The sequence below is a fragment of the Thermotoga sp. Mc24 genome (assembly GCF_000784835.1).
Lineage (GTDB): Bacteria > Thermotogota > Thermotogae > Thermotogales > Thermotogaceae > Thermotoga.
On the sequence record NZ_JSFH01000009.1, the window covers coordinates 95581 to 114569 of the forward strand.

At 42.8% G+C, this 18989-nt stretch carries 17 protein-coding genes; 10 read left to right on the plus strand and 7 right to left on the minus strand.

Going from position 1 to position 18989, the window contains the following annotated elements:
• Positions 1-21: 21 nt before the first annotated feature.
• Positions 22-792, plus strand: coding sequence for a hypothetical protein (locus tag MC24_RS04650; RefSeq protein WP_156105054.1), 771 nt, complete (start codon positions 22-24; stop codon positions 790-792).
• Here MC24_RS04650 and pelF (MC24_RS04655) read toward each other — a convergent pair.
• Both pelF (MC24_RS04655) and MC24_RS04660 read right to left on the minus strand, forming a co-directional pair.
• The gene (pelF, locus tag MC24_RS04655; RefSeq protein WP_038052988.1) at positions 719-2140 is read right to left on the minus strand and encodes a GT4 family glycosyltransferase PelF; all 1422 of its coding nucleotides are present in this window, start codon (positions 2138-2140) and stop codon (positions 719-721) included. The two genes, MC24_RS04650 and pelF (MC24_RS04655), sit on opposite strands and share 74 nt — an antisense overlap.
• Positions 2118-3089 carry an MJ1477/TM1410 family putative glycoside hydrolase gene (locus MC24_RS04660; RefSeq protein ID WP_004081643.1) on the minus strand — a complete coding sequence of 324 codons (972 nt, stop codon included), beginning with the start codon at positions 3087-3089 and terminating at the stop codon, positions 2118-2120. Before MC24_RS04660 ends, pelF (MC24_RS04655) begins: the two co-directional genes overlap by 23 nt.
• Here MC24_RS04660 and MC24_RS04665 point away from each other — a divergent pair, their 5' ends adjacent.
• The 4 genes from MC24_RS04665 to MC24_RS04680 are packed head-to-tail and all read left to right on the plus strand — an operon-like array spanning position 3090 to position 8601.
• Complete coding sequence (locus MC24_RS04665; protein ID WP_038052991.1) at positions 3090-5240, plus strand: DUF2194 domain-containing protein; 2151 nt, start codon at positions 3090-3092, stop codon at positions 5238-5240.
• Positions 5230-6606 carry an exopolysaccharide Pel transporter PelG gene (gene pelG, locus MC24_RS04670; RefSeq protein ID WP_038052994.1) on the plus strand — a complete coding sequence of 459 codons (1377 nt, stop codon included), beginning with the start codon at positions 5230-5232 and terminating at the stop codon, positions 6604-6606. Before MC24_RS04665 ends, pelG begins: the two co-directional genes overlap by 11 nt.
• Positions 6603-7799, plus strand: coding sequence for a histidine kinase (locus MC24_RS04675; protein ID WP_038052997.1), 1197 nt, complete (start codon positions 6603-6605; stop codon positions 7797-7799). The genes pelG and MC24_RS04675 overlap by 4 nt, the downstream gene beginning before the upstream one ends.
• A complete protein-coding gene (locus MC24_RS04680) occupies positions 7765-8601 on the plus strand; it encodes a hypothetical protein (RefSeq protein ID WP_200883240.1) in 837 nt (278 codons plus the stop codon). Before MC24_RS04675 ends, MC24_RS04680 begins: the two co-directional genes overlap by 35 nt.
• Here the strand turns inward: MC24_RS04680 and pelF (MC24_RS04685) are convergent.
• The 3 genes from pelF (MC24_RS04685) to MC24_RS04695 form a co-directional block, all read right to left on the minus strand.
• Positions 8534-9940 (minus strand): GT4 family glycosyltransferase PelF, encoded by a 1407-nt coding sequence (gene pelF, locus MC24_RS04685; protein WP_038053000.1) that lies wholly within the window; start codon positions 9938-9940, stop codon positions 8534-8536. The genes MC24_RS04680 and pelF (MC24_RS04685) overlap by 68 nt on opposite strands.
• 87 nt (positions 9941-10027) lie before the next feature.
• Positions 10028-10798 carry an ABC transporter permease gene (locus MC24_RS04690; RefSeq protein WP_008195131.1) on the minus strand — a complete coding sequence of 257 codons (771 nt, stop codon included), beginning with the start codon at positions 10796-10798 and terminating at the stop codon, positions 10028-10030.
• Positions 10799-10802: 4 nt separating this feature from the next.
• Entirely contained in the window at positions 10803-11786 is a 984-nt protein-coding gene (locus MC24_RS04695; RefSeq protein WP_004081632.1) for an ATP-binding cassette domain-containing protein, read from the minus strand.
• 135 nt (positions 11787-11921) lie between these two features.
• Between MC24_RS04695 and MC24_RS09730 the strand changes: the two genes are divergently transcribed.
• Positions 11922-12074 (plus strand): hypothetical protein, encoded by a 153-nt coding sequence (locus MC24_RS09730; protein ID WP_004081631.1) that lies wholly within the window; start codon positions 11922-11924, stop codon positions 12072-12074.
• Here the strand turns inward: MC24_RS09730 and MC24_RS04700 are convergent.
• Together MC24_RS04700 and MC24_RS04705 are read right to left on the minus strand one after the other, a co-directional pair.
• Positions 12055-12975, minus strand: a complete 921-nt coding sequence (locus tag MC24_RS04700) for a hydroxypyruvate reductase (protein ID WP_008195136.1) — start codon at positions 12973-12975, stop codon at positions 12055-12057. The genes MC24_RS09730 and MC24_RS04700 overlap by 20 nt on opposite strands.
• Before the next feature lie 5 nt (positions 12976-12980).
• Complete coding sequence (locus MC24_RS04705) at positions 12981-14135, minus strand: serine-pyruvate aminotransferase (RefSeq protein WP_008195138.1); 1155 nt, start codon at positions 14133-14135, stop codon at positions 12981-12983.
• 204 nt (positions 14136-14339) lie between these two features.
• On the opposite strand from MC24_RS04705, the gene frr reads away from it, so the two are divergent.
• Genes frr through alaS form a run of 4 tightly spaced genes read left to right on the plus strand, consistent with a single transcriptional unit; the run spans position 14340 to position 18988 of the window.
• A complete protein-coding gene (gene frr, locus MC24_RS04710) occupies positions 14340-14897 on the plus strand; it encodes a ribosome recycling factor (protein WP_008195141.1) in 558 nt (185 codons plus the stop codon).
• Positions 14894-15595 carry an isoprenyl transferase gene (locus tag MC24_RS04715; protein ID WP_038053004.1) on the plus strand — a complete coding sequence of 234 codons (702 nt, stop codon included), beginning with the start codon at positions 14894-14896 and terminating at the stop codon, positions 15593-15595. Before frr ends, MC24_RS04715 begins: the two co-directional genes overlap by 4 nt.
• Positions 15588-16400: a phosphatidate cytidylyltransferase gene (cdsA, locus tag MC24_RS04720; protein ID WP_038053007.1), complete on the plus strand. Its 813-nt coding sequence runs from the start codon at positions 15588-15590 to the stop codon at positions 16398-16400. Before MC24_RS04715 ends, cdsA begins: the two co-directional genes overlap by 8 nt.
• Complete coding sequence (alaS, locus tag MC24_RS04725) at positions 16397-18988, plus strand: alanine--tRNA ligase (RefSeq protein WP_038053010.1); 2592 nt, start codon at positions 16397-16399, stop codon at positions 18986-18988. Before cdsA ends, alaS begins: the two co-directional genes overlap by 4 nt.
• Position 18989: the final 1 nt, after the last annotated feature.

Below are 18989 nucleotides of genomic sequence, written 5' to 3' on the forward strand. Positions count from 1 at the left end.
TGGATAAATGGAGAAAGTGATATGTTTGAATTAGTTTTCATGATCAATCTTATTATTCATTTCTCTTTGAATAAAGACTTATCACAAACCTTGATTTCTATAGTTACATACCCTTTTGGTTTATTGGTATTCACAAAAAGAAGAAAAATTGATCTACTGATGTATTCCGATGATTATCCCGAAGAGTTCTCTTTTACCTTCAAGGAGAAAAACCTTGAGATATTTCCCCTAAAAGGAACATTTCTGTTTGGGACACCGTCTGAAAAGAAAAAATTAATACTCCAGATTGTTAACGATGTTGAGAGTAAAAAAATACCTGTAAAAACAGCCGTTTCTATCCTTCAGAAAATGGTACTGGATCCTCATCCAGATGTTGGATTATATGCGTCTGAAGCGATAGGGAAAATAGAAAGTCATTTTAGCGCAGTTGAAAAATCTTTTCAAGAGATTATCGAGAATTTGAATGAAAATAATTATGAAGTTGCTTTGGATTACATAAGGTCAGGGTTTTTAGAGGGAAAAGTGGGTAGTTTTTATAAAAATCTCTTACTTGAGAAGTTGAAAAATCCGCCAGATGAAAGTCCAGGGTTTTTTATTCTCCACTATGAAGTAAGAGGAGATGTATCCATACTCATAGAAGGTTTTTTGAGAACAAAATCACAGGAGATTTATAGGCTTTTGTTGAAGGAATTATTGAGGTTGGGCGATTATAAAAGACTCAATTTCTTGTTGAGAAAATCTTTTGAGACGAGTAAAGATGAAGATAGAGATTCTTATATCTTTCTATCATGAGATCGAGTCTGTATTTCTTACGGACAACTTTTTTCGCATTTTTAGAAAATGTATCTCTCATCTCCTTATCCTCAATCAATTTTAAAATAGCTTTTGCCATCATAAGGTGATTCTTGGGAGGAACAATAATGCCACATTGCCCATTTTCATCGTAGATAATTTCCCTACAAGCTCCTACATCAGTAGCAACGACAGGAACTCCCGCTGCCATTGCTTCCAATATTACAAGTGGTTGTCCCTCCGAGACGCTGCTTAAAAGAAGAAGATCTAGTTTGGGATAATATTCTCGCACGTTTTGACGTCCCAAAAATTCCACAACATCGTCTAGGAAAAGATTTTTTGTTAGCGCCTTACACTCCTCATAGTAATCCTCTTCTTCATCGGTAGGACCAATTATCAAGAATTTTATTTTTTCGTCTTTTAGAACATCTTTGACAATCCTTATTGATCTTATTGCTGTTTTAACATCTTTTATCCTTGTTACTCTCCCCACAAAGCCAATAACAAATCCTTCGTGTTTTTCTTTCGGCAGATCAAAACTGTCTACGTCGATTCCATTAGGAATTATTATCATTTTTTCTGGATTTGCACCGAGTTCTAACTGGAACATCTGGTTTTTTTGGAAAAGTGTTGTTAGTGCATCACAAAAATCATAGGCAAGCATACTTATTGCTTTGAATAAGTTTATCCACATGGGTTTATAGTCTTCATGAAGCCATTTAGAAATAATTATCTCTCTTTCCCTTTCTCTGTGATAAATACCATGCTCAGTTATTATCAAAGGGGAATTGTGAACAAGTTTTCCTACAATTCCAACGAGGGAGGCATATCCTGTGCTTGGAACATGGAATACATCGCATTTTTCTGGAACAAACTGCAAAGAATTCACCACAGGAAGGATTAGATTCCTAATTATCCAATAGTATTCGGTAAATCCTCTATGTTTAAAAAATTCGTTGTAGGTTTCAACTACAAGGTTCCAAAATTCTTTACTATAAAATATTTTTGAAAAATATTTTCCGACGTTTTTTCTTATGAAATCTTTCAGTTTTTCGACCAGAACATCTAAATTTTGTTTTTGAACAATAGCCTTTGTTATTTCGGTAAGTGCCGAAAGGTTAGCTTCTTCAGGTATTTCAGGGTCAAAATCTCCAAAGATATTCACTTCATGTATACGAACAACGTTTTTTGGTATTTTGTATCTAACCTCTCGTTTCTTCGAATCGGGGCGGAGGTGATAAATTTCAAATTCAAACTCAGGAAGATTAGAAATAAGAGTTTGAATCCAGCTCGATACTCCCCCTGTAATATAAGGATAGGTACCCTCAGCGATAAGTCCTACTCTCATAATCTTTCAATGCCTCTGGCGGTTGTATTCCCTCTATCACATTCATTTCGTCGAGTTCCAAGTCGGATCGAGCAGCGTACGGTATACATCCATTTCTTTTGGCCTTCTCGTAGTAATCCAGAATCCGGCTTATGTTTTCAAAAGAATCAGAACCGTCATCGACGTAATCAACAGAGAGAATGAATTTTCCCTTTCGATTCAATCTAATGAGGTATTCCAATCTACTCTTTGTCTCGTTTTCTTCAAGAGGGATTGTTTTCAAATAAAACAGGTTCTCAACAGCCCATCCCGAAACAGTCGAGGCAAGCTGGCCATCATCGAAATCGAGAATGTTCTCACCGTTTTGAGGTATTATCAGCATGTCTGGTTTTCTCTCTCTGACGTATTCAGCAATTTCCAGCACGAAATTTATCATTTTTCTGGCAGCACTTCGTCTTGAAATAACACCTTCTTGAGCCCAGTATTCAAAAGAATCGATCCTATCTAAGTAGATTCCCTTGAATCCCTGATCGATGACTCTATCGAGGTATGAAAACACGATTTCTTTCCATTCATTGTACCAGTATTTGACAAAATAGTTCCCTGGCCAAGCAGGATCTTCTTCACCTAACCACTCAGGAGTGTTCGTGTACCAACTTTCTTTCCAGTAAAAGCGATAGTCCTCCGCCTGACCAATGTTGACGTAAGCAACAGGAACAACTCCCGCATCTACCATGATTTTAATCTCTTCAGGTGAATATTCTCCACTTTCACTTCCGTCTTTTGAGTAATCTATAACGGCAATTTCAAAGCCGGATGAAGATATCTCCACGGGATCAGCGTTCTGGAGTTGATAAAGCCAATTGTCAAAAGGCATGAACCATCCCTCTGTTGACATAACCGTTGAGCAGGAGGAAATGAAAAACAATGATACTATAATAATGAACAGAATGTTTTTGAGGTGAGACATATGAGAAAATTCCTCCTTTTGATTCTTGTTCTGCTTGCGTTCCCCTTCTTTTCTAAGACTCTCCTCCTCTACAAAGGTTCTGAAGGAGGCTATGGTTACAATATCCTTTCATGGTTAGCTCCGGAGCCGGAAGTTCTGGGGGAGGATTACGAGTTTGTAGACGTGGAAAAATCACTGCCCGATTTTGAGGACTACGATTTCGTCATTACCTGTTACTATTCTTCCTCGATGCCCGGTGCGAAGAAATATTTGAAAAAACTGGTTGATTTTCTTTTGAATGGAGGCAAGCTGTTCATCATAAACAATCTGGGGGCGTTCGAAGATTCTTCTGGGGACAATCCCTCTCTGAGCGATATAAACACTCTTCTGAACCTTTTGGGTGTGTCTTTCAGATACGGTTGGCGACAGGAGACGGTTTTTAGCTACGAGATCGAAGATGGATATCTCATAAAACTTCCCTCATTTCCCGTTAAAAAAGCATTCGATGGTTTCGAAGTGTTTTCTTCGAATGTCAAAATAGTGTCGTACGCTGTTACGAAGAAAGGAAAGCATCCGGTAATCTTCTACGGACCTTTTGGCGGCATGGCGCTTTTCGATCACGCTTTCAATGAGAACGGTGAACCTGTTGTTGATTTAAGAAAAATTGTCATGGATATTGTCGACGGTTATCGTGAAAACAAAGTGCTGATGCTCGATGAAAATCATCACATAAGGAAGATGTTTGAGTATGCCCTCTTTGAAGTTGATAGTTCTCGATCTGGTGTCCTTCAAAAATACAGAGCAATCGTGATTCCGGACGTATCCTTTTTGGAAGAAAAGGAAATAAAATCCTACTTAGAGAACGGCGGTGTTGTGATGCTGGTAGGAAGTGGAACGCATTACATTCAGGGAGAAGTTGTTCTGGAAAAAGAGAATCTGTACATTCCTCAAGATATCACCGTTGGTGAGAGAGAAGTGGGCTACATCCCAGCACCCGAGAACGCGAAAGCATTCATAACAATTAGCGGGACACCTGTTTCTTGGATGGAGAAGAGGGAAAAGGGTGCTTTCGTCTTTTTCCCTGAGGATCTTTTGGAAAAGTGGTCGAGAGGCATTCTATTCAACGAGTTTCTCAAAGCGTCCGATTTTGTGATATCTCCTATGGTAAACGCTTTTTCCGTCTTTCTTGACGATTTTCCACTTCCTGCATATGGTATCGAATACGATATTTTAGATACAACCGATGAAATCTTCTATTATAAAATCTGGTGGCGTGATATGAAAGAACTTTGTGAGGATTTTTCTATAAAACCCATCACCGCTCTTGTAACGAGTTACGAGCAGAAGACAGATTACAACGGCTTTTTTGAGTTCCTTGAAAAGGATAGTTCCCTTAAGGTTTTGAAGAACCTCATCGAAGACGAAGGGGTGGATACAGGAATTCATGGTTACAATCATGTGCCACCGAAATCAGAGAATTGGGATTTAGAAGAACTTGGAAAAGCATATAAGTCTTTGAGAATTTTTCTTAGTCAGTTGTCATCAAGTTATGAACCTGTAGCTTTTGTGGCTCCAAACAACGAAATAGATCAGGCGGGGATAGAAGTTCTCAAAAGTGTATTTCCAACGATAAAGGTGATAGGTACGGCGTATTCACTAAAAGACAGTACAGGAGAGTTCACCTTGCTGGATGATGCGTTGATACTCCCAAGAACAACGAGCGGTTGCTACCCTCTTCAGAGACTTCTCATGGAAACGGTGTCCACCCTTTTGAATCTTGGAACCTATCATCACTTTTCTCATCCAGACGATGTCATAAGTCTTGACAGAAATCCAGAAAGGTACAGTTGGAATGAAATGTTTGATCAACTCAGGTCTTTCTTCCGAATCATGAAGGAAAATTATCCCTGGCTTAGAAATATGGATTCAAAGGAACTATACAACACTTTCAAAGATTATTTTGAAAACAAGCCAAGAATTTTGTATCATGACAAAAAAATAGTGATTGTTCTTCCGAGAACAGCTGAACTTCCCCGGTATTTCTTTTTGAAAGCTAAAGGCGATGTGAACGTACATGGTGGGGTGATCCTGTTCAGAGATAAAGATCTTTGCGTGGTGGAGATAAGGGAATACAAAATGGAGATCTCGGAGGTAATAGAGGATGGCAGGTAAGAGCTTTGACCTTCTGTTTTCAAGAAACAACCTTTTTTCGGATGTGCTCGCATTTTTCTATTCGACGTTTGTATACTTTGCACCGTGGTTGGTGGTTTTATTTTACATCATATGGTCGTCCAGGTGGTTCTCACCTTCTCCCTTCTTTCTCAGTGTGTTGAGTTATTCTCTCATCTTTTCAATGATAATCTCTGGTGGTATGTCTTTTCTCATTTCCAGATTTCTAGCAAATTGTATCTATTCAAGGGATCAGAGAAAGATCTATGAGAGCTATATAGGTGCTGTATTACTGGTTTTTTCTGTTTCGCTTGTGATCGGATTGATATTTTTTGCCGTGAACAATCAATATTTTCTGGTTCAAAAGATCCTTGCCTGTTACACTTTTGTTGGCTTTTCGCTTGTCTGGATTTTGATGCAGTTTGCTTCTGTAACGGAGAAAGAATCGCTTGCAGTTTTGGCTTTTGCAGGTGGCATCGTGGTTTCTGTTCTCCTTGCGCGTTTCTGGGACATTTCAATGGAAGAGAAGCTTCTTTTGACACTGGACATTGGAATAGGTCTGATAATCTTCATGCTGAATTTTCTCATTCTTAGCTATTTGAGAAGCTCGATCCGAATAGGATTTGATTTTCTTCTGCTAACAAGAAAACATCCTCAGCTCCTTTTTATCGGATACTTTTATTATCTTTCGATCTGGATCGACAACTTTATTGCCTGGAAAGTAAAAGGGATTGAAATCGCACCTGGATTTTTCATGTCTCCAGAATACGACATACCGAAGTTCATGGCGAGTCTGTTTTTCATACCGAGTCTGGTGGTGTTCAATCTAAGTATGGAAACTGTCTTTCAAAGAAATTACAAAGGTCTCATGCAATCAATAGTGAGCGATAAACCGATGCGCGTTATAAGTGAGAATCTGAAAAAGCTTTCACTTTCATTGCGACACGCTTTTTCCAATATGTTTGCGCTGAACATGGTAGCGATGATTTCCTGTTTCCTTCTCAGAGATTCTCTCAGATTGTGGTTCAACCTTTCTGAAAGTTTCAACAGAATTTTCGTCTGGGATGTTGTTGGAGTTAGTATGAACATAGCCTTTATGTCCCTGCTTGTTGCGTCGCTTCATTTTGAGTATTACGGTATTGCCCTGGAGGGAACTGCTCTTGTTTTGACTTCTAACATGATCCTGTCTGTTTTTTTCATAGAAAATATACCGGGTCTTAGTTTCGCTGTGGCTTTTTCTGGAGGTTTTCTCTACCTTCTTTTGAGGTTCAAGTCGAAAGATTTTCTCTACGAGGTTTACACAAAGCAACCACTCGGCCTGGAAAAAGTAAAGAAAACTTCCTGGAAACCAAAGGAGATGATTCGATGAAACCGAGAAAGAAGAGCTGGTTCGTTGAGGTTCTAATTTCCTATGGTATTGTTTTTCTGTTCGATTATTTATACAAAACCGACGTTTTCAAAGAGGCTTTTTTGAATTTTTACTGGATTCCTCTTCTCATTTTCTGTGTCAGGTACGATCTAGTCGTTCATGTGTTCAGTTCAATTCTTTTCTTCACTTTCATAGTGGTTTCAAAATTTTTGAGTGAGGAAGGTTTGAACTTCTCCAGTGATTTTGCACTTGCAAATTCCATTATGCTCGTTATTTCCACAGTGCTCTCACTGATAAACGAAGTTAGGGTAAAGAACATGGAACGATTATCCCTTGAACTTGCTTACAGAAATGAGGATATCTCAAGACTGGAAGAAGAAGTTCGAAAACTTAAGAAGCAGATCAATTCGCTGGAACAAAAACTCTTCTACGAATCGACGGGAATCAGTTCCTTGTTGATAGAACTCAGGGAAATTTTTACCGAGGACTTCGAGAAGTTCGCACAGAGGTTTGTGGAAATAGTCTCGGAATACTTCGATGTAAAGAGAATGTATGTGTACAGATACAAGGACGGTTTTTTACGGTTGGCGGCGGGAATTGGAAGACCTGAACTGGGTTTTTCTCTCAAAAAAGGTGTCTCTCTGGTAGTGGATAAAGCGCTACAGGAGGAAGTGGGCAGAATACTGGATGTTGTAGATCAGGTGAAGTCATCGAATGAACCTTGGCTGGCGGTTAGGATAGGTGACGAAGAAAACATCCTCGGGGTAATAACTGTGGAGGAGACCGCAACAGATAACCTAGAGCTCGTGGAAGAATATCTCACGGCGCTTGCCGCATGGATCCACATCGTCATGAGAAAACTCGAGTTCGAAAAGTACGAGAAATACAGATTGAAAGATGGAACGTTTCCTGCAGACTTTTACGAAACAGAGAAAAATCGCTTGAAAGTTTTAGAAGCTCAACATGGGATACCATTCATTGAAGTTTGCGTTCGTATAAAAAGGGAGGAGTTGGGAAAACTTCTGAAGATCTTGAGGAGAAACGACCTGGCAACGAAGATGTCTGAAGACGGAGAGTATCTGCTTTTGAAGCTTCTCTTCCCCCTATGCGATGAGATAGGATTCAACATCATAAAAAAGCGCTTGGAGAGTGAGATAAGTGAAGTCGAAATTGTGGATTGTGAATCTCATTAATTTCGCACTGGGAGTTTTAAACATAGGACTTTTGCTTCAAGGGGAGAATCCATTTTTCATAATGATCCTCTGTTTGAATCTCGTGATAAGTTTCCTCGTGAATAGAGATGTGTCGCAGATAGTGATCGCCATCATGACGTATCCTCTCGGCCTCGTGGTACCTCTCAAAAAGAAAAAGCTCCGCTTCGAGGAGGTGGAAAAACCCCAAAAAGTCGAAAGAATAAACTTGATGAAAAGATCGTTCAAAGAAGCTATTTTCTTCGGTCGGGATGAAGACAAGAAGAGATCGATTTTGAGACTATCTGAAGATGTTGAAAAAGGAAAGGTGCCTCCAGAAAGGTTGATTTCTGCCTCGAAAAGATTGATGAAAAACTCAGGTGTCGATGTTGGACTCTATACGACTGAAAGTATTGAGAGAGTGGAAAAATCTTTCGAAAAAGAGGAAGAGATTCTTTTAAATATCGAAAATCTCGATGGTAAAAGTGAGGAACTCTACGAGAGAGTATGGGATTATCTGGAAGCGGATTTTGTGTCGGGCAAATTGAAAGAATACTACAGATTTCTGCTGCTGGACCGCTTGAAGTTGCTGGGCAAGGACGAAAGATACTTCATCATGAAATATAGAGTAGAACAGAACCTGGAAGTGCTTTGGGAAGGATTGAAACAAACGAGATCTCCACTGATTTACAGAACACTTCTATTCGAACTTCTAAAACGAAGAAATTACCCTGAGCTCAGACAGTTGAAACTGTTTTTTTCGAAGTCAGAGAAAGATAAAGATTCCGGTACTTCTCAATCATAGTTTCCACTCTGTACTTCTGGACCACCTTTTTTGCATTTTTCGAGAAAGTATCTCTCAATTTTTTATCCTCATATAGTTTTATGATAGCCTTTGACATTGAAAGATGATCTTTTGGAGGGACGACTATACCGCACTGTCCATCTTTGTCGTAGATTATGTCTCTGCATGCTCCCACATCAGTGGCAACGATGGGAACGCCTGCTGCCATCGCCTCGAGTATCACAAGTGGTTGTCCTTCCGAAACACTGCTTAAAAGAAGAAGATCAAACTTGGGGTAGTACTCCTTCACGTTTTGAGGACCTAGAAACTCAACGGTGTCTTCTAGTCGAAGAACCCTGACAAGTCTTTTACATTCGGCAAGATAATCTTCCGCGTCGACCGGTCCTATTATCAAAAATTTCAGTTTTTCTCCAACCACTTCCTTGACAATACTGATAGCTCTTATGGCGGTTTTAAGATCTTTTATTCTGGCAACGCGTCCCACAAATCCCACCACGAATCCTTCGTGTTTCTCTGGAGGAAGATCGTATTCTTCCACGTTTATTCCGTTTGGTATGATGAACATTTTTTCCGGATCAGCACCGAGCTCGAGTTGATAAATCTGGTTTTTTCTGTAAAGAGTGGTGAGAGCGTCAGAAACTCTATAGGCGATCATGCTTATAATTCGAAAAAGTTCGATCCACATGGGTTTATAAGCATCTGGTACCCAGGTGGAGAGGATTATCTCTCTTTCTCGCTCTTTGTGATAAATACCGTGCTCTGTTATCACAAGAGGAACGTCATGAACAAATTTTCCGTTCACACCTACCAAGGAAGCGTATCCTGTGCTTGGAACGTGGAACAAATCACATCTGTTTGGTACAAACTGGAGAACATTAACCACAGGAAGGAAAAGGTTCATTATCATCCAATAGAATTCGGTAAGACCTCTTTCCGAGAAGAATTCTTCGTATATTTTCAACAAAATGTTCCAGAATCCCTTCGTTTTCAGCATTTTTCGAACGTTTTTCCCCGCGTTTTCCCTGATGAAGTCTGTTGCGAAAGAGACGATTGAACGTATATCTCTTTCAATAGAAAGTTGTGAAACTATTCTTTCAAGAGACTCTAAATTTGCTTTTTGAGAACTGTTAGATTCAAAATCACAAAATATATTCAGCTCGTGTACAGCTGTCACATTTTCTGGGATCTTGTACTTGATTGTCTGTGGTTCTGTGACAGCTTTCAGATGGTATATTTCAAACTCAAATTCTGGAAGATTTGTCAACAGCGTGTGAACCCAGTTTGAAACCCCGCCTGTTACGTAAGGATACGTTCCTTCCAGAATAAGTCCAATCTTCATAGGTGCCACCCCTTGATGAACTCATCGATTTCATTATACCAGCAAAAAGGCAGGGAAATCCCCTGCCTTTGTTTTACTGTTGATATCTCAACTTATTCTTGCTCTTTCGAAGCTTTCCATCGCGAGGATGAGCCCCACCAGCATCAAGATCGAGAGAATTCCCCAGTCGAGGCCGAAAGAGAACTTCATCACTTTTTCTCCCACTAAGTACCCTCTCGAGGCGTCCACCGCGTAGGTGAGGGGATTTATGTAGGCAAGAGCCTTCATCCAGTTTGGCATGGAATCGATGGGATACATTGCACCGCTCAGAAAGACCAGAGGCATCATCAGAGTCATCATGATCATCTGGAATCCCTCAGTGCTTTCCATCTTCAAAGCAAGCGCAATACCAAAGCTTGCAATGGTAACTGACATGAGAAATCCAACGGCGAGAGCGGGAAGTAGCCCGGATATTTTCAAACTTTCTGCGAGGAAGTAGTTGAGGACGAGAATTATAAGTCCCTGTAAAACGGTAACGATCGCATCTCCAACGATTCTACCTGTGATGCTGAGTCTTCGTGAAGAGGGAGCCACCAGAACCTCTTTGAAGAAGCCAAACTGTTTGTCCCAGATCAAACTCACACCGCTGATGAAACTCATGTTGAAAACTGTCATAGCGAAGATACCAGGTGCGAGGTAAGTCAGGTAATCCACTCCACCAAACATCATTTTCGCCCAGGGATTATCGAAAACTTTGCTCCATCCCAGCCCGAAGAAGATGATCCATATCAGAGGGTTTATTATCATTCCAATGACTCTCGAGCGTGATCTCAAGAATCTCATGAACTGCCTGTAGATCATCGTCACAAAGGCTGCCATGCTATTACCTCCTCATCCTCATTCTCATTCTTGCCATGGTTTTGAAAGAGTTCTCCGGTCCTTCCTCTCTGAGCTCCCTTCCTGTGAGATGGAGGAAAACATCGTTGAGCGTGGGTTTATGATAGGTGATTTCTTCTATTTTCAAACCCTTCTGCTGTGCCAGTTCGAAAATCTTTGGTATCGCCCTTCCAGAATCTTCCACATTCAGTTCCAGCCTTCCATCGGGGAGTTTTCTACACGACTCTATGAAGTCGCCTTCGAGACATTCAACGGCTTCAGAGAATCTCACGTAGATAATCTCTTTTCCGACCATTCTCTTCAACTCGGTTGGAGTTCCGAGTGCTATGATTTTCCCGTGATCTATGATCGCCACTCTGTCAGCAAGCTGTTCTGCCTCGTCCATGTAATGGGTGGTGAGAAAGATTGTCATGTTGTGTTCTTTTTTCATTTTCGAGATGTATTCCCACATATGCGCTCTTGTGTGTGGATCGAGACCAATAGTGGGTTCGTCGAGAAAGAGAACTTCTGGTTCATGTATCAAGGAGCGAGCTATTTCGAGTCTTCTTGCCATGCCACCACTGAACGTTTTGACCGGTTTGTCTTTGAACTCCAGAAGTTCCACGAACTCGAGAAGTTCAAGGATTCTCTTTTTGAGTTTTTCTCCACCGTAGCCGTATATTTTTCCGTGTATGTACATGTTTTCATACGCGGTGAGCTCTCTGTCCAGTGATTGATCCTGAAAGACTATACCGATTTTTCTTCTAACCTCTCGAGGTTCTTTCAGCACGTCATGACCGGCAACCCATGCCTTTCCACTCGTCGGTTTTAGAAGCGTGGTGAGCATGTGAATGGTGGTGGTTTTTCCCGCACCGTTTGGACCAAGAAAAGCGAAGATTTCTCCTTTCTTCACTGAGAAGCTGACTCCTTTGACCGCTTCGAAATCTCCGAACTTTTTCACCAGATTTTCCACGACGATAATGTCTTCCATCTCTGACACCTCCATAGAGTCAAAAGATATATCGATAGATATATCCTCTGGGATTATAAAATAATATGCATGGATGTGTCAATCAGTTTGAACTTGAAGACAGAGAAAAGGATCTATTAATTTGGAGGGGAAAACATGGAGAGAGTACGGGATTTTTTCGTTCTTCTCTTTTGCGTTTTACTTTTTATTTACGAATTCCTTGCTTTGAACGTGAGAATAATGTTCAGATCGATAAAGAAGAAAAGAAGCCGGGAGACAACCCCCGGCTTCAAATTCCCAGTTCTTTGAAAATCTTCTCCACGAGTTCTATTCCTACTCTTCTTTGAGCTTCTGCTGTGGAAGCACCTATGTGGGGAGTGGCGACAACGTTGTCCAAGCTCAAAAGTTTCCTTCTGATTTCATCTGTTGGTGGTTCCACTTCGAAGACGTCGAGCCCTGCAGCGTAGACTTTTCCACTCACAAGGGCTTCGTACAGGGCTTCTTCGTCGATTGTTCCTCCACGGGCCGTGTTTACTATGATGACACCGTCTTTCATCTTCGCGATACTCTCTCTGTTTATGATATGCCTGGTTGATTCTGTGAGAGGCACATGCAGGGAAATGAAGTCGCTTTCTTTGAAAAGAGTGTCCAGATCCACGTATTCAACAGGTAGATCTGTTTCAGGTTTCGCGGGATCGTAAGCGATGATTTTCATTCCAAAGGCAAGGGCTCTTTTTGCCACTTCCTGTCCGATGTTTCCAAATCCGATGAGTCCCAGCGTTTTTCCAAGAAGTTCTTTGCCCTTGAGTGCTTTCTTTTCCCATTTTCCTTCTTTGAGAGATATGGTAGCTCTTGCTATGTGGCGAGCACAAGCAAGCATCAAACCCATCGCGAGTTCTGCCACGGATGGAGCGCTGGCACCTGGTGTGTTGAGCACTTTTATTCCTTTTTCCTTGGCTTTTTGAACGTCTATGTTGTCCAGCCCGATGCCTGCCCTGGCGATGATCTTCAGATTTTTCCCGGCCTCTATGATGTCGGCTGTGACTTTAGTGGCGCTTCTGACGACAAGAACATCGACTTCCGGTATGATCTTCATCAATTCGTCTTTTTCTAGGTGTTCCGATGTGACTTCGAGTTCCTCTTTGTTCATAAGAAGCTGTGTTGCCTCTTTATCGAGAGGATCGTTCACGTGCACTCTGTATCTCGTCATCTCCATCACTCCCCAATGAATTCTTTAGCGAAGACAGCTTCGGCTGCCTTAACACCGACTCCGAGTTCGAACTCATAACCGAGTTCCTTCAAGGTTAATTCAAGAGCGGAAATGGCAGTTATGGTGTCGAAAGGTGACATGTATCCGAGGTGTGCTATCCTGAATATCTTTCCTTTGAGTTTAGCCTGTCCACCGGCGATGGTCACACCGTACTTGTCTCTCATGATCTTGGGAATCTGTTTTCCATCGATGCCCTCAGGCACTTTCACGGCTGTTACAACGTTTCCCGGTCTTTTCGAGAGGAGTTCCAGTCCAAGTGCTTTCACCGCTGCTCTTGTTGCGTCTCCCAGTATTCTGTGCCTTTCCCATACGTTCTCTATGCCTTCCTCTTTTATCATCTGAAGAGCCTTTCTCAACATGTATATCATGTTTACTGCGGGAGTGTAAGGATTGTCGGGGTAAGATTTTCTGTAGGCCCTCAGATCAAAATAGTACCTTGGAGATCTGGATTTTTCCACGAGCTCCCACGCTTTGTCGTTGAGAGAGATGAGAGCCAATCCCGGAGGTAACATCAAACCCTTCTGAGAACCTGTGACAACGACATCCACACCCCATTCATCCATCTTCAGTGGTTCTGCTCCAAGAGCGCTGACAGCGTCTGTCACAAGAACAACGTCTTTTTCTTTCGTGACTCTGGCAATTCCTTCGAGGTCTATGACTGTACCCGTTGATGTTTCACTGTAGGTGGTGAAGACGACCTTCGCATCGGGGTTTTTGTTGAGAGCCTCTTCGATCTGTTCAGGTGTGACCGCGTCTCCCCATTCGAGGGCGATTTCTACGATATCAGCACCGTAAGCCTGACAGAGCTCTTTCCATCTTTCACCGAACTTTCCAGCCACAACCACGATCACTTTGTCTCCAGGGCTCACAAGATTCGCCACCGCCGCTTCCATAGCGCCAGTTCCTGTGGAAGCAAAGGCGTACACGTTGTTTTTTGTCTGAAAGATGTACTTTGCACTTTCGAGGGTCTCTTCCATTATGGAAACAAACTGAGGTGTTCTGTGGTGTATTGTTTCCTTCGCTCCTTCTGTTAAAATATCGTTTGGGACTGGTGTTGGTCCAGGTGCCATTATGTAGTGTTTCTTAAGAAACTTTCCCATGGAACTCCCCCTTTCCAGGATGGTGGTGCTTGTTATTTTTTTAACTAATTATACTACCAGAATTTTTACAGACGGATGAAGCATATTTATCAAAAGGAACGAGAAAGCAAAAAATCTGTTTGCTATAATCTTGAGAGGTGTTGGGAATATTATACAACGACCATTGATGGTGTAAACACAAATTTCAACAGGGAGGGGATAGGCATGGTTAATCCGTTCATAAAAGAAGCGAAGGAAAAGATGAGGAGAACGCTGGAGAAAATCGAGGATGAACTGAGAAAAATGAGAACAGGGAAGCCCTCTCCAGCCATTCTTGAGGAGATCAAGGTAGATTACTATGGTGTTCCAACTCCTGTGAATCAGCTCGCCACGATCTCCATTTCTGAAGAAAGAACCCTTGTCATAAAACCCTGGGATAAAAGTGTTCTCTCCCTCATAGAAAAAGCGATAAACGCGTCCGATCTTGGTTTGAACCCCATAAACGATGGAAACGTGATCAGGCTTGTCTTTCCTTCTCCAACCACTGAGCAGAGGGAAAAGTGGGTTAAAAAGGCGAAGGAGATCGTCGAAGAGGGGAAGATCGCCATCAGAAACATCAGAAGAGAGATTTTGAAGAAGATAAAAGAAGATCAGAAAGAGGGTCTCATTCCAGAAGATGATGCCAAAAGGCTGGAAAACGAAATACAGAAGCTAACAGACGAGTTCATCGAAAAGCTGGACGAGGTGTTCGAAATCAAAAAAGAGGAGATCATGGAATTTTGAGGATACCACAGCACGTTGCGATCATAATGGATGGAAACGGCAGATGGGCGAAAAAGCGAGGTCTTCCCAGAATAAAAGGGCACCAGCGAGGTGCAGAGGTGCTCCACAACACCGTGAAATGGTCTTTGGAACTGGGGATAAAGTATCTCACAGCTTTTTCCTTCTCCACAGAGAACTGGAAAAGACCGAAGGAAGAAGTGGAGTTTCTCATGGATCTTTTCGTTCAGATGATAGATCGTGAGATGGAGCTCCTCAGAAGAGAAAGAGTCAGAGTGAGAATTCTTGGAAGAAAAGAAGGTCTTCCGGAGAGGGTGCTTAAGAAGTGGCAGGAAGTGGAGGAAAAAACGAAAGAGTTCGACCGAATGACACTCATTATCGCGTTCAACTACGGAGGTAGAAGGGAGATCCTCGACGCGGTAGAATTTATCTTAAAGGATGTATCTCATGGGAAGAAAATAGAACTCACTGAGGAGACCTTTCGTCAATATCTGTATCTACCGGATGTTCCGGATCCAGATTTGATAATAAGGACCTCAGGTGAGATGAGACTCAGTAATTTCCTTCTCTGGCAGTCCGTGTATTCCGAGCTTTATTTCTTCAAAAAACTGTGGCCGGATTTCACGAAGAGGGATTTTCTGAGGGCTATAGAGAGTTATTCAAAAAGGGAAAGACGATTCGGGGGTTTGAGCAATGGATGATTTGAAAACCAGAGTCATAACCGCGAGTGTCGTAGCACCTTTCGTTGTTCTGTGTTTCGTGAGTTACGAGAGTTTGATAGGACTCGTTTCTGCAATCGTCATTCTGGCCGGCTACGAACTCATCACACTTGAAATGAAAGAGCGTGATGCACGATTTTTCTATGTGATACTCCTCGCTTTGTATCCCGTCCTCTACGGTCTTGTTTTTGAGAAACCCGCGCAGCCGCTGTCGATCCTCTTCATAACTGGAGTGGTTTTCTCTCTGATAACAGACAAAGATCCTTCGCAGGTGTTCAAGACAGTCGCTGCCTTTTCGATCGCTCTCATCTACGTTACTTTCTTCCTCAGTTTCTTTCTTCCGATTTATCGGGATTTTGGTGCCGCGAACGCTCTTCTCGTTCTCACCTCCACCTGGGTGTTTGATTCCTTTGCATACTTCACGGGTTTGAAATTTGGAAGAACGAGGATCTCTCCTCGATACAGTCCAAGAAAGAGCCTTGAGGGAGTGATAGGAGGATTCCTGGGTGTTGTCATCTACACCTTTTTGTATCGACTCGTTGTGAATGATCTGCTCTCTGTGAACGTGATAAGTTTCAGAACGTTCCTTCCTTTCGCCGCAACGGTCGCGATTATGGACACCTTTGGTGATATTTTTGAATCGGCTTTGAAAAGACACTACGGTGTCAAAGATTCTGGGAAAACCCTTCCGGGTCACGGAGGGATGCTCGACAGAATAGATGGACTGCTCTTTGTTGCTCCTGTCAGCTACATCGTGTTCAAAATCTTAGAAGGAGTGGTGCGATGAGATACATGACTTCCGAAGAGATCAGAGAAGCTTTTTTGAAATTCTTTGAGAAAAAGGGACACAAGATACTACCGAGCGCTTCTCTCATACCGGACGATCCTCAGCTTCTCTTCACCGTAGCCGGTATGGTTCCTTTCAAACCTATTTTCTGGGGCAAAGTCGAGCCTGTTTACACGAGGGTGGCTACCTGTCAGAAGTGTTTGAGAACCGTTGATATAGAGAACGTGGGAAAGACTCCAAGACATCATACGTTCTTTGAAATGCTTGGTAATTTCTCCTTTGGAGACTATTTCAAAGAAGAAGCCATAGAGTGGGCCTGGGAGTTTCTCACTCAGGTGCTTGGGGTTCCCGAGGAAAAACTGTGGGTCTCCGTTTACGAGGAAGACGAAGAGGCCTTCAGAATCTGGAACGAAAAGATAGGTCTTCCCGAGAAGAGAATTTTGAGAATGGGAAAAGAGGACAATTTCTGGGGGCCGGCTGGGCCAACAGGGCCGTGCGGTCCTGACACGGAGATCTTTTACGATACAGGGTATTCAAAAGGCTGTCCTGAGGGTGAAGAATGTACTCCTGCCAATTCTGAGGGACGATTTGTGGAGATATGGAACCTCGTTTTCACCGAGTACTATCAGGATGAAGAAGGAAAGCTCCATCCGCTTCCACGAAAGAACATCGATACGGGAGCTGGTCTTGAAAGGTTCTGTGCGATGATGCAGGGAGTTTACAGCAATTTCGACACAGATCTGTTCCAGCCGATAATAAACCGCATAGAGGAATTGACGGGGGTTGGCTACAAAACAGATGAAGAAAAAGACGTTTCCATCAGGGTCATAGCCGATCATATGAGGGCCATCACCTTCCTGATCAGTGAAGGTGTTTTCCCTTCCAACGAGGGAAGAGGATACGTTCTCAGAAGGATCATAAGACGCGCGATGAGACACGGAATACTCCTTGGCATGAGTGAACCGTTCCTTTACAGAATCGTTGATGCTGTGGCGGAGAAGATGGGAAAGGTCTATCCGGAGATCGTTCGCGGTGAAAGTATGGTGAAAGAAGTTCTCTCTGCAGAAGAAAGCAGATTTCTAAAGACTCTCGAGCAGGGAATGAAGGTCTTCGACGAGATCGTTGAGAAAGAGGGAAGGATAGATTCCGAAGACGCGTTCAAACTCTACGACACATACGGACTTCCACTGGAACTCACACTCGAAATCGCAAGGGAGAAGGGTGTGGAAGTCGATGTGAAAGAATTCAACAAATACATGGAAGAACAACAGCGAAAGTCAAGGGTTGCTCTGGGAGATGTGGAATTTGCCAGGAGGTACGAATACCTTGAAGAACTCCCCAAAGATTTCCGAACCGAATTCACTGGGTACGAAAAACTCGAGGATGAGGGTGAGGTCGTCCTCATAGCCAAGAACGAAAAAGCGGTGGAAGATGCAACAGAAGACGCGGTGGAAGTAGTGTTTTCAAAAACACCATTCTACGCTGAGAAGGGTGGTCAGGTATCCGACACGGGAACGGTGGAATGGGAAGATGGAAAAGCGCTTGTAGAATATGTTTTTGAAGCTTCAGAGGGTGTGATCGTCCACAGAATCAAGGTACTGGCCGGCACTCTGAGAAGAGGTCAGAAAGTGGTTCTCAGAGTGGATAAGAAGAGAAGAGAGGCCACAATGAGAAATCACACGGCGACGCATCTACTTCACGCGGCTTTGAAGAAGGTCCTGGGAGACCACGTGAGGCAGGCAGGATCCTTGGTTGCACCCGACAGGCTGAGATTTGATTTCACACATTTCAAGGGTCTTTCGATGGCAGAAATAGAACAGGTGGAGAATCTGGTGAACGAATGGATCATGGAAGCGATTCCGGTCGAGGTGAGGTACACAAGCTACGAAGAAGCGGTAAAGTCCGGAGTTGTTGCGCTTTTCACGGAAAAGTATGGAGATGTGGTCAGGGTCGTCGAGGTTCCTGGTGTGAGTAAAGAACTCTGTGGCGGAACGCATGTGAGCAACACAGGGCAGATAGGTCTGTTCAAGATCATCTCGGAGGAATCCGTTTCGTCAGGTGTGCGAAGAATCGAAGCGGTCACTGGCTTTAGTACCCTGGAACTCCTGAGAAACCAGAAAAAACTGATCGATCAGCTGAAAGAAATCCTCGGAGCAAGGGAAGACGAGCTCACGGACAGGGTTCTGGGTTTGAGAGAGAAAGTGAAGGAACTCGAAAAGAAACTCTCTCAGGGAAGGATTTCCGAAGAAAAGATAGCCATGAAACAGCTGGAAGATGGTGTAAAGGTATTCTACGCTGTTTTTGAAGATGTCGAAGCAAAACACCTTGGAGGAATAGCGGACAACGTTTTGAAAAAGGAAAGGGAAGGCATTGTTATTCTCCTCAGTAAGTTCGAAGACAAGGTTTCCCTCGTTGTGAAGGTTTCTGAGAATCTCCTTGACAGATACGATGCCTCTTCCATAGCACGGAACATAGCGAAGGAACTCGGTGGAAGTGGAGGGGGCCGAAGGAATTTTGCCCAGGCGGGTGGAAGACATCCGGAAAAGATAAGAGGCGTTCTGGAACGTCTCGAAGAGTTTCTGAGGTGAA

Bases quoted from the DNA above. Each gene is read 5' to 3' on its own strand.
- MC24_RS04650 (WP_156105054.1), top strand. From the start codon at position 22: ATGTTTGAATTAGTTTTCATGATCAATCTTATTATTCATTTCTCTTTG.
- pelG (WP_038052994.1), top strand. From the start codon at position 5,230: ATGGCAGGTAAGAGCTTTGACCTTCTGTTTTCAAGAAACAACCTTTTT.
- MC24_RS04690 (WP_008195131.1), bottom strand. From the start codon at position 10,798: ATGGCAGCCTTTGTGACGATGATCTACAGGCAGTTCATGAGATTCTTG.
- cdsA (WP_038053007.1), top strand. From the start codon at position 15,588: ATGGATGATTTGAAAACCAGAGTCATAACCGCGAGTGTCGTAGCACCT.
- MC24_RS04700 (WP_008195136.1), bottom strand. From the start codon at position 12,975: ATGACGAGATACAGAGTGCACGTGAACGATCCTCTCGATAAAGAGGCA.
- MC24_RS04675 (WP_038052997.1), top strand. From the start codon at position 6,603: ATGAAACCGAGAAAGAAGAGCTGGTTCGTTGAGGTTCTAATTTCCTAT.
- MC24_RS04695 (WP_004081632.1), bottom strand. From the start codon at position 11,786: ATGGAAGACATTATCGTCGTGGAAAATCTGGTGAAAAAGTTCGGAGAT.
- MC24_RS04660 (WP_004081643.1), bottom strand. From the start codon at position 3,089: ATGTCTCACCTCAAAAACATTCTGTTCATTATTATAGTATCATTGTTT.
- MC24_RS04665 (WP_038052991.1), top strand. From the start codon at position 3,090: ATGAGAAAATTCCTCCTTTTGATTCTTGTTCTGCTTGCGTTCCCCTTC.
- alaS (WP_038053010.1), top strand. From the start codon at position 16,397: ATGAGATACATGACTTCCGAAGAGATCAGAGAAGCTTTTTTGAAATTC.
- MC24_RS09730 (WP_004081631.1), top strand. From the start codon at position 11,922: ATGGAGAGAGTACGGGATTTTTTCGTTCTTCTCTTTTGCGTTTTACTT.
- frr (WP_008195141.1), top strand. From the start codon at position 14,340: ATGGTTAATCCGTTCATAAAAGAAGCGAAGGAAAAGATGAGGAGAACG.
- pelF (WP_038053000.1), bottom strand. From the start codon at position 9,940: ATGAAGATTGGACTTATTCTGGAAGGAACGTATCCTTACGTAACAGGC.
- MC24_RS04705 (WP_008195138.1), bottom strand. From the start codon at position 14,135: ATGGGAAAGTTTCTTAAGAAACACTACATAATGGCACCTGGACCAACA.
- pelF (WP_038052988.1), bottom strand. From the start codon at position 2,140: ATGAGAGTAGGACTTATCGCTGAGGGTACCTATCCTTATATTACAGGG.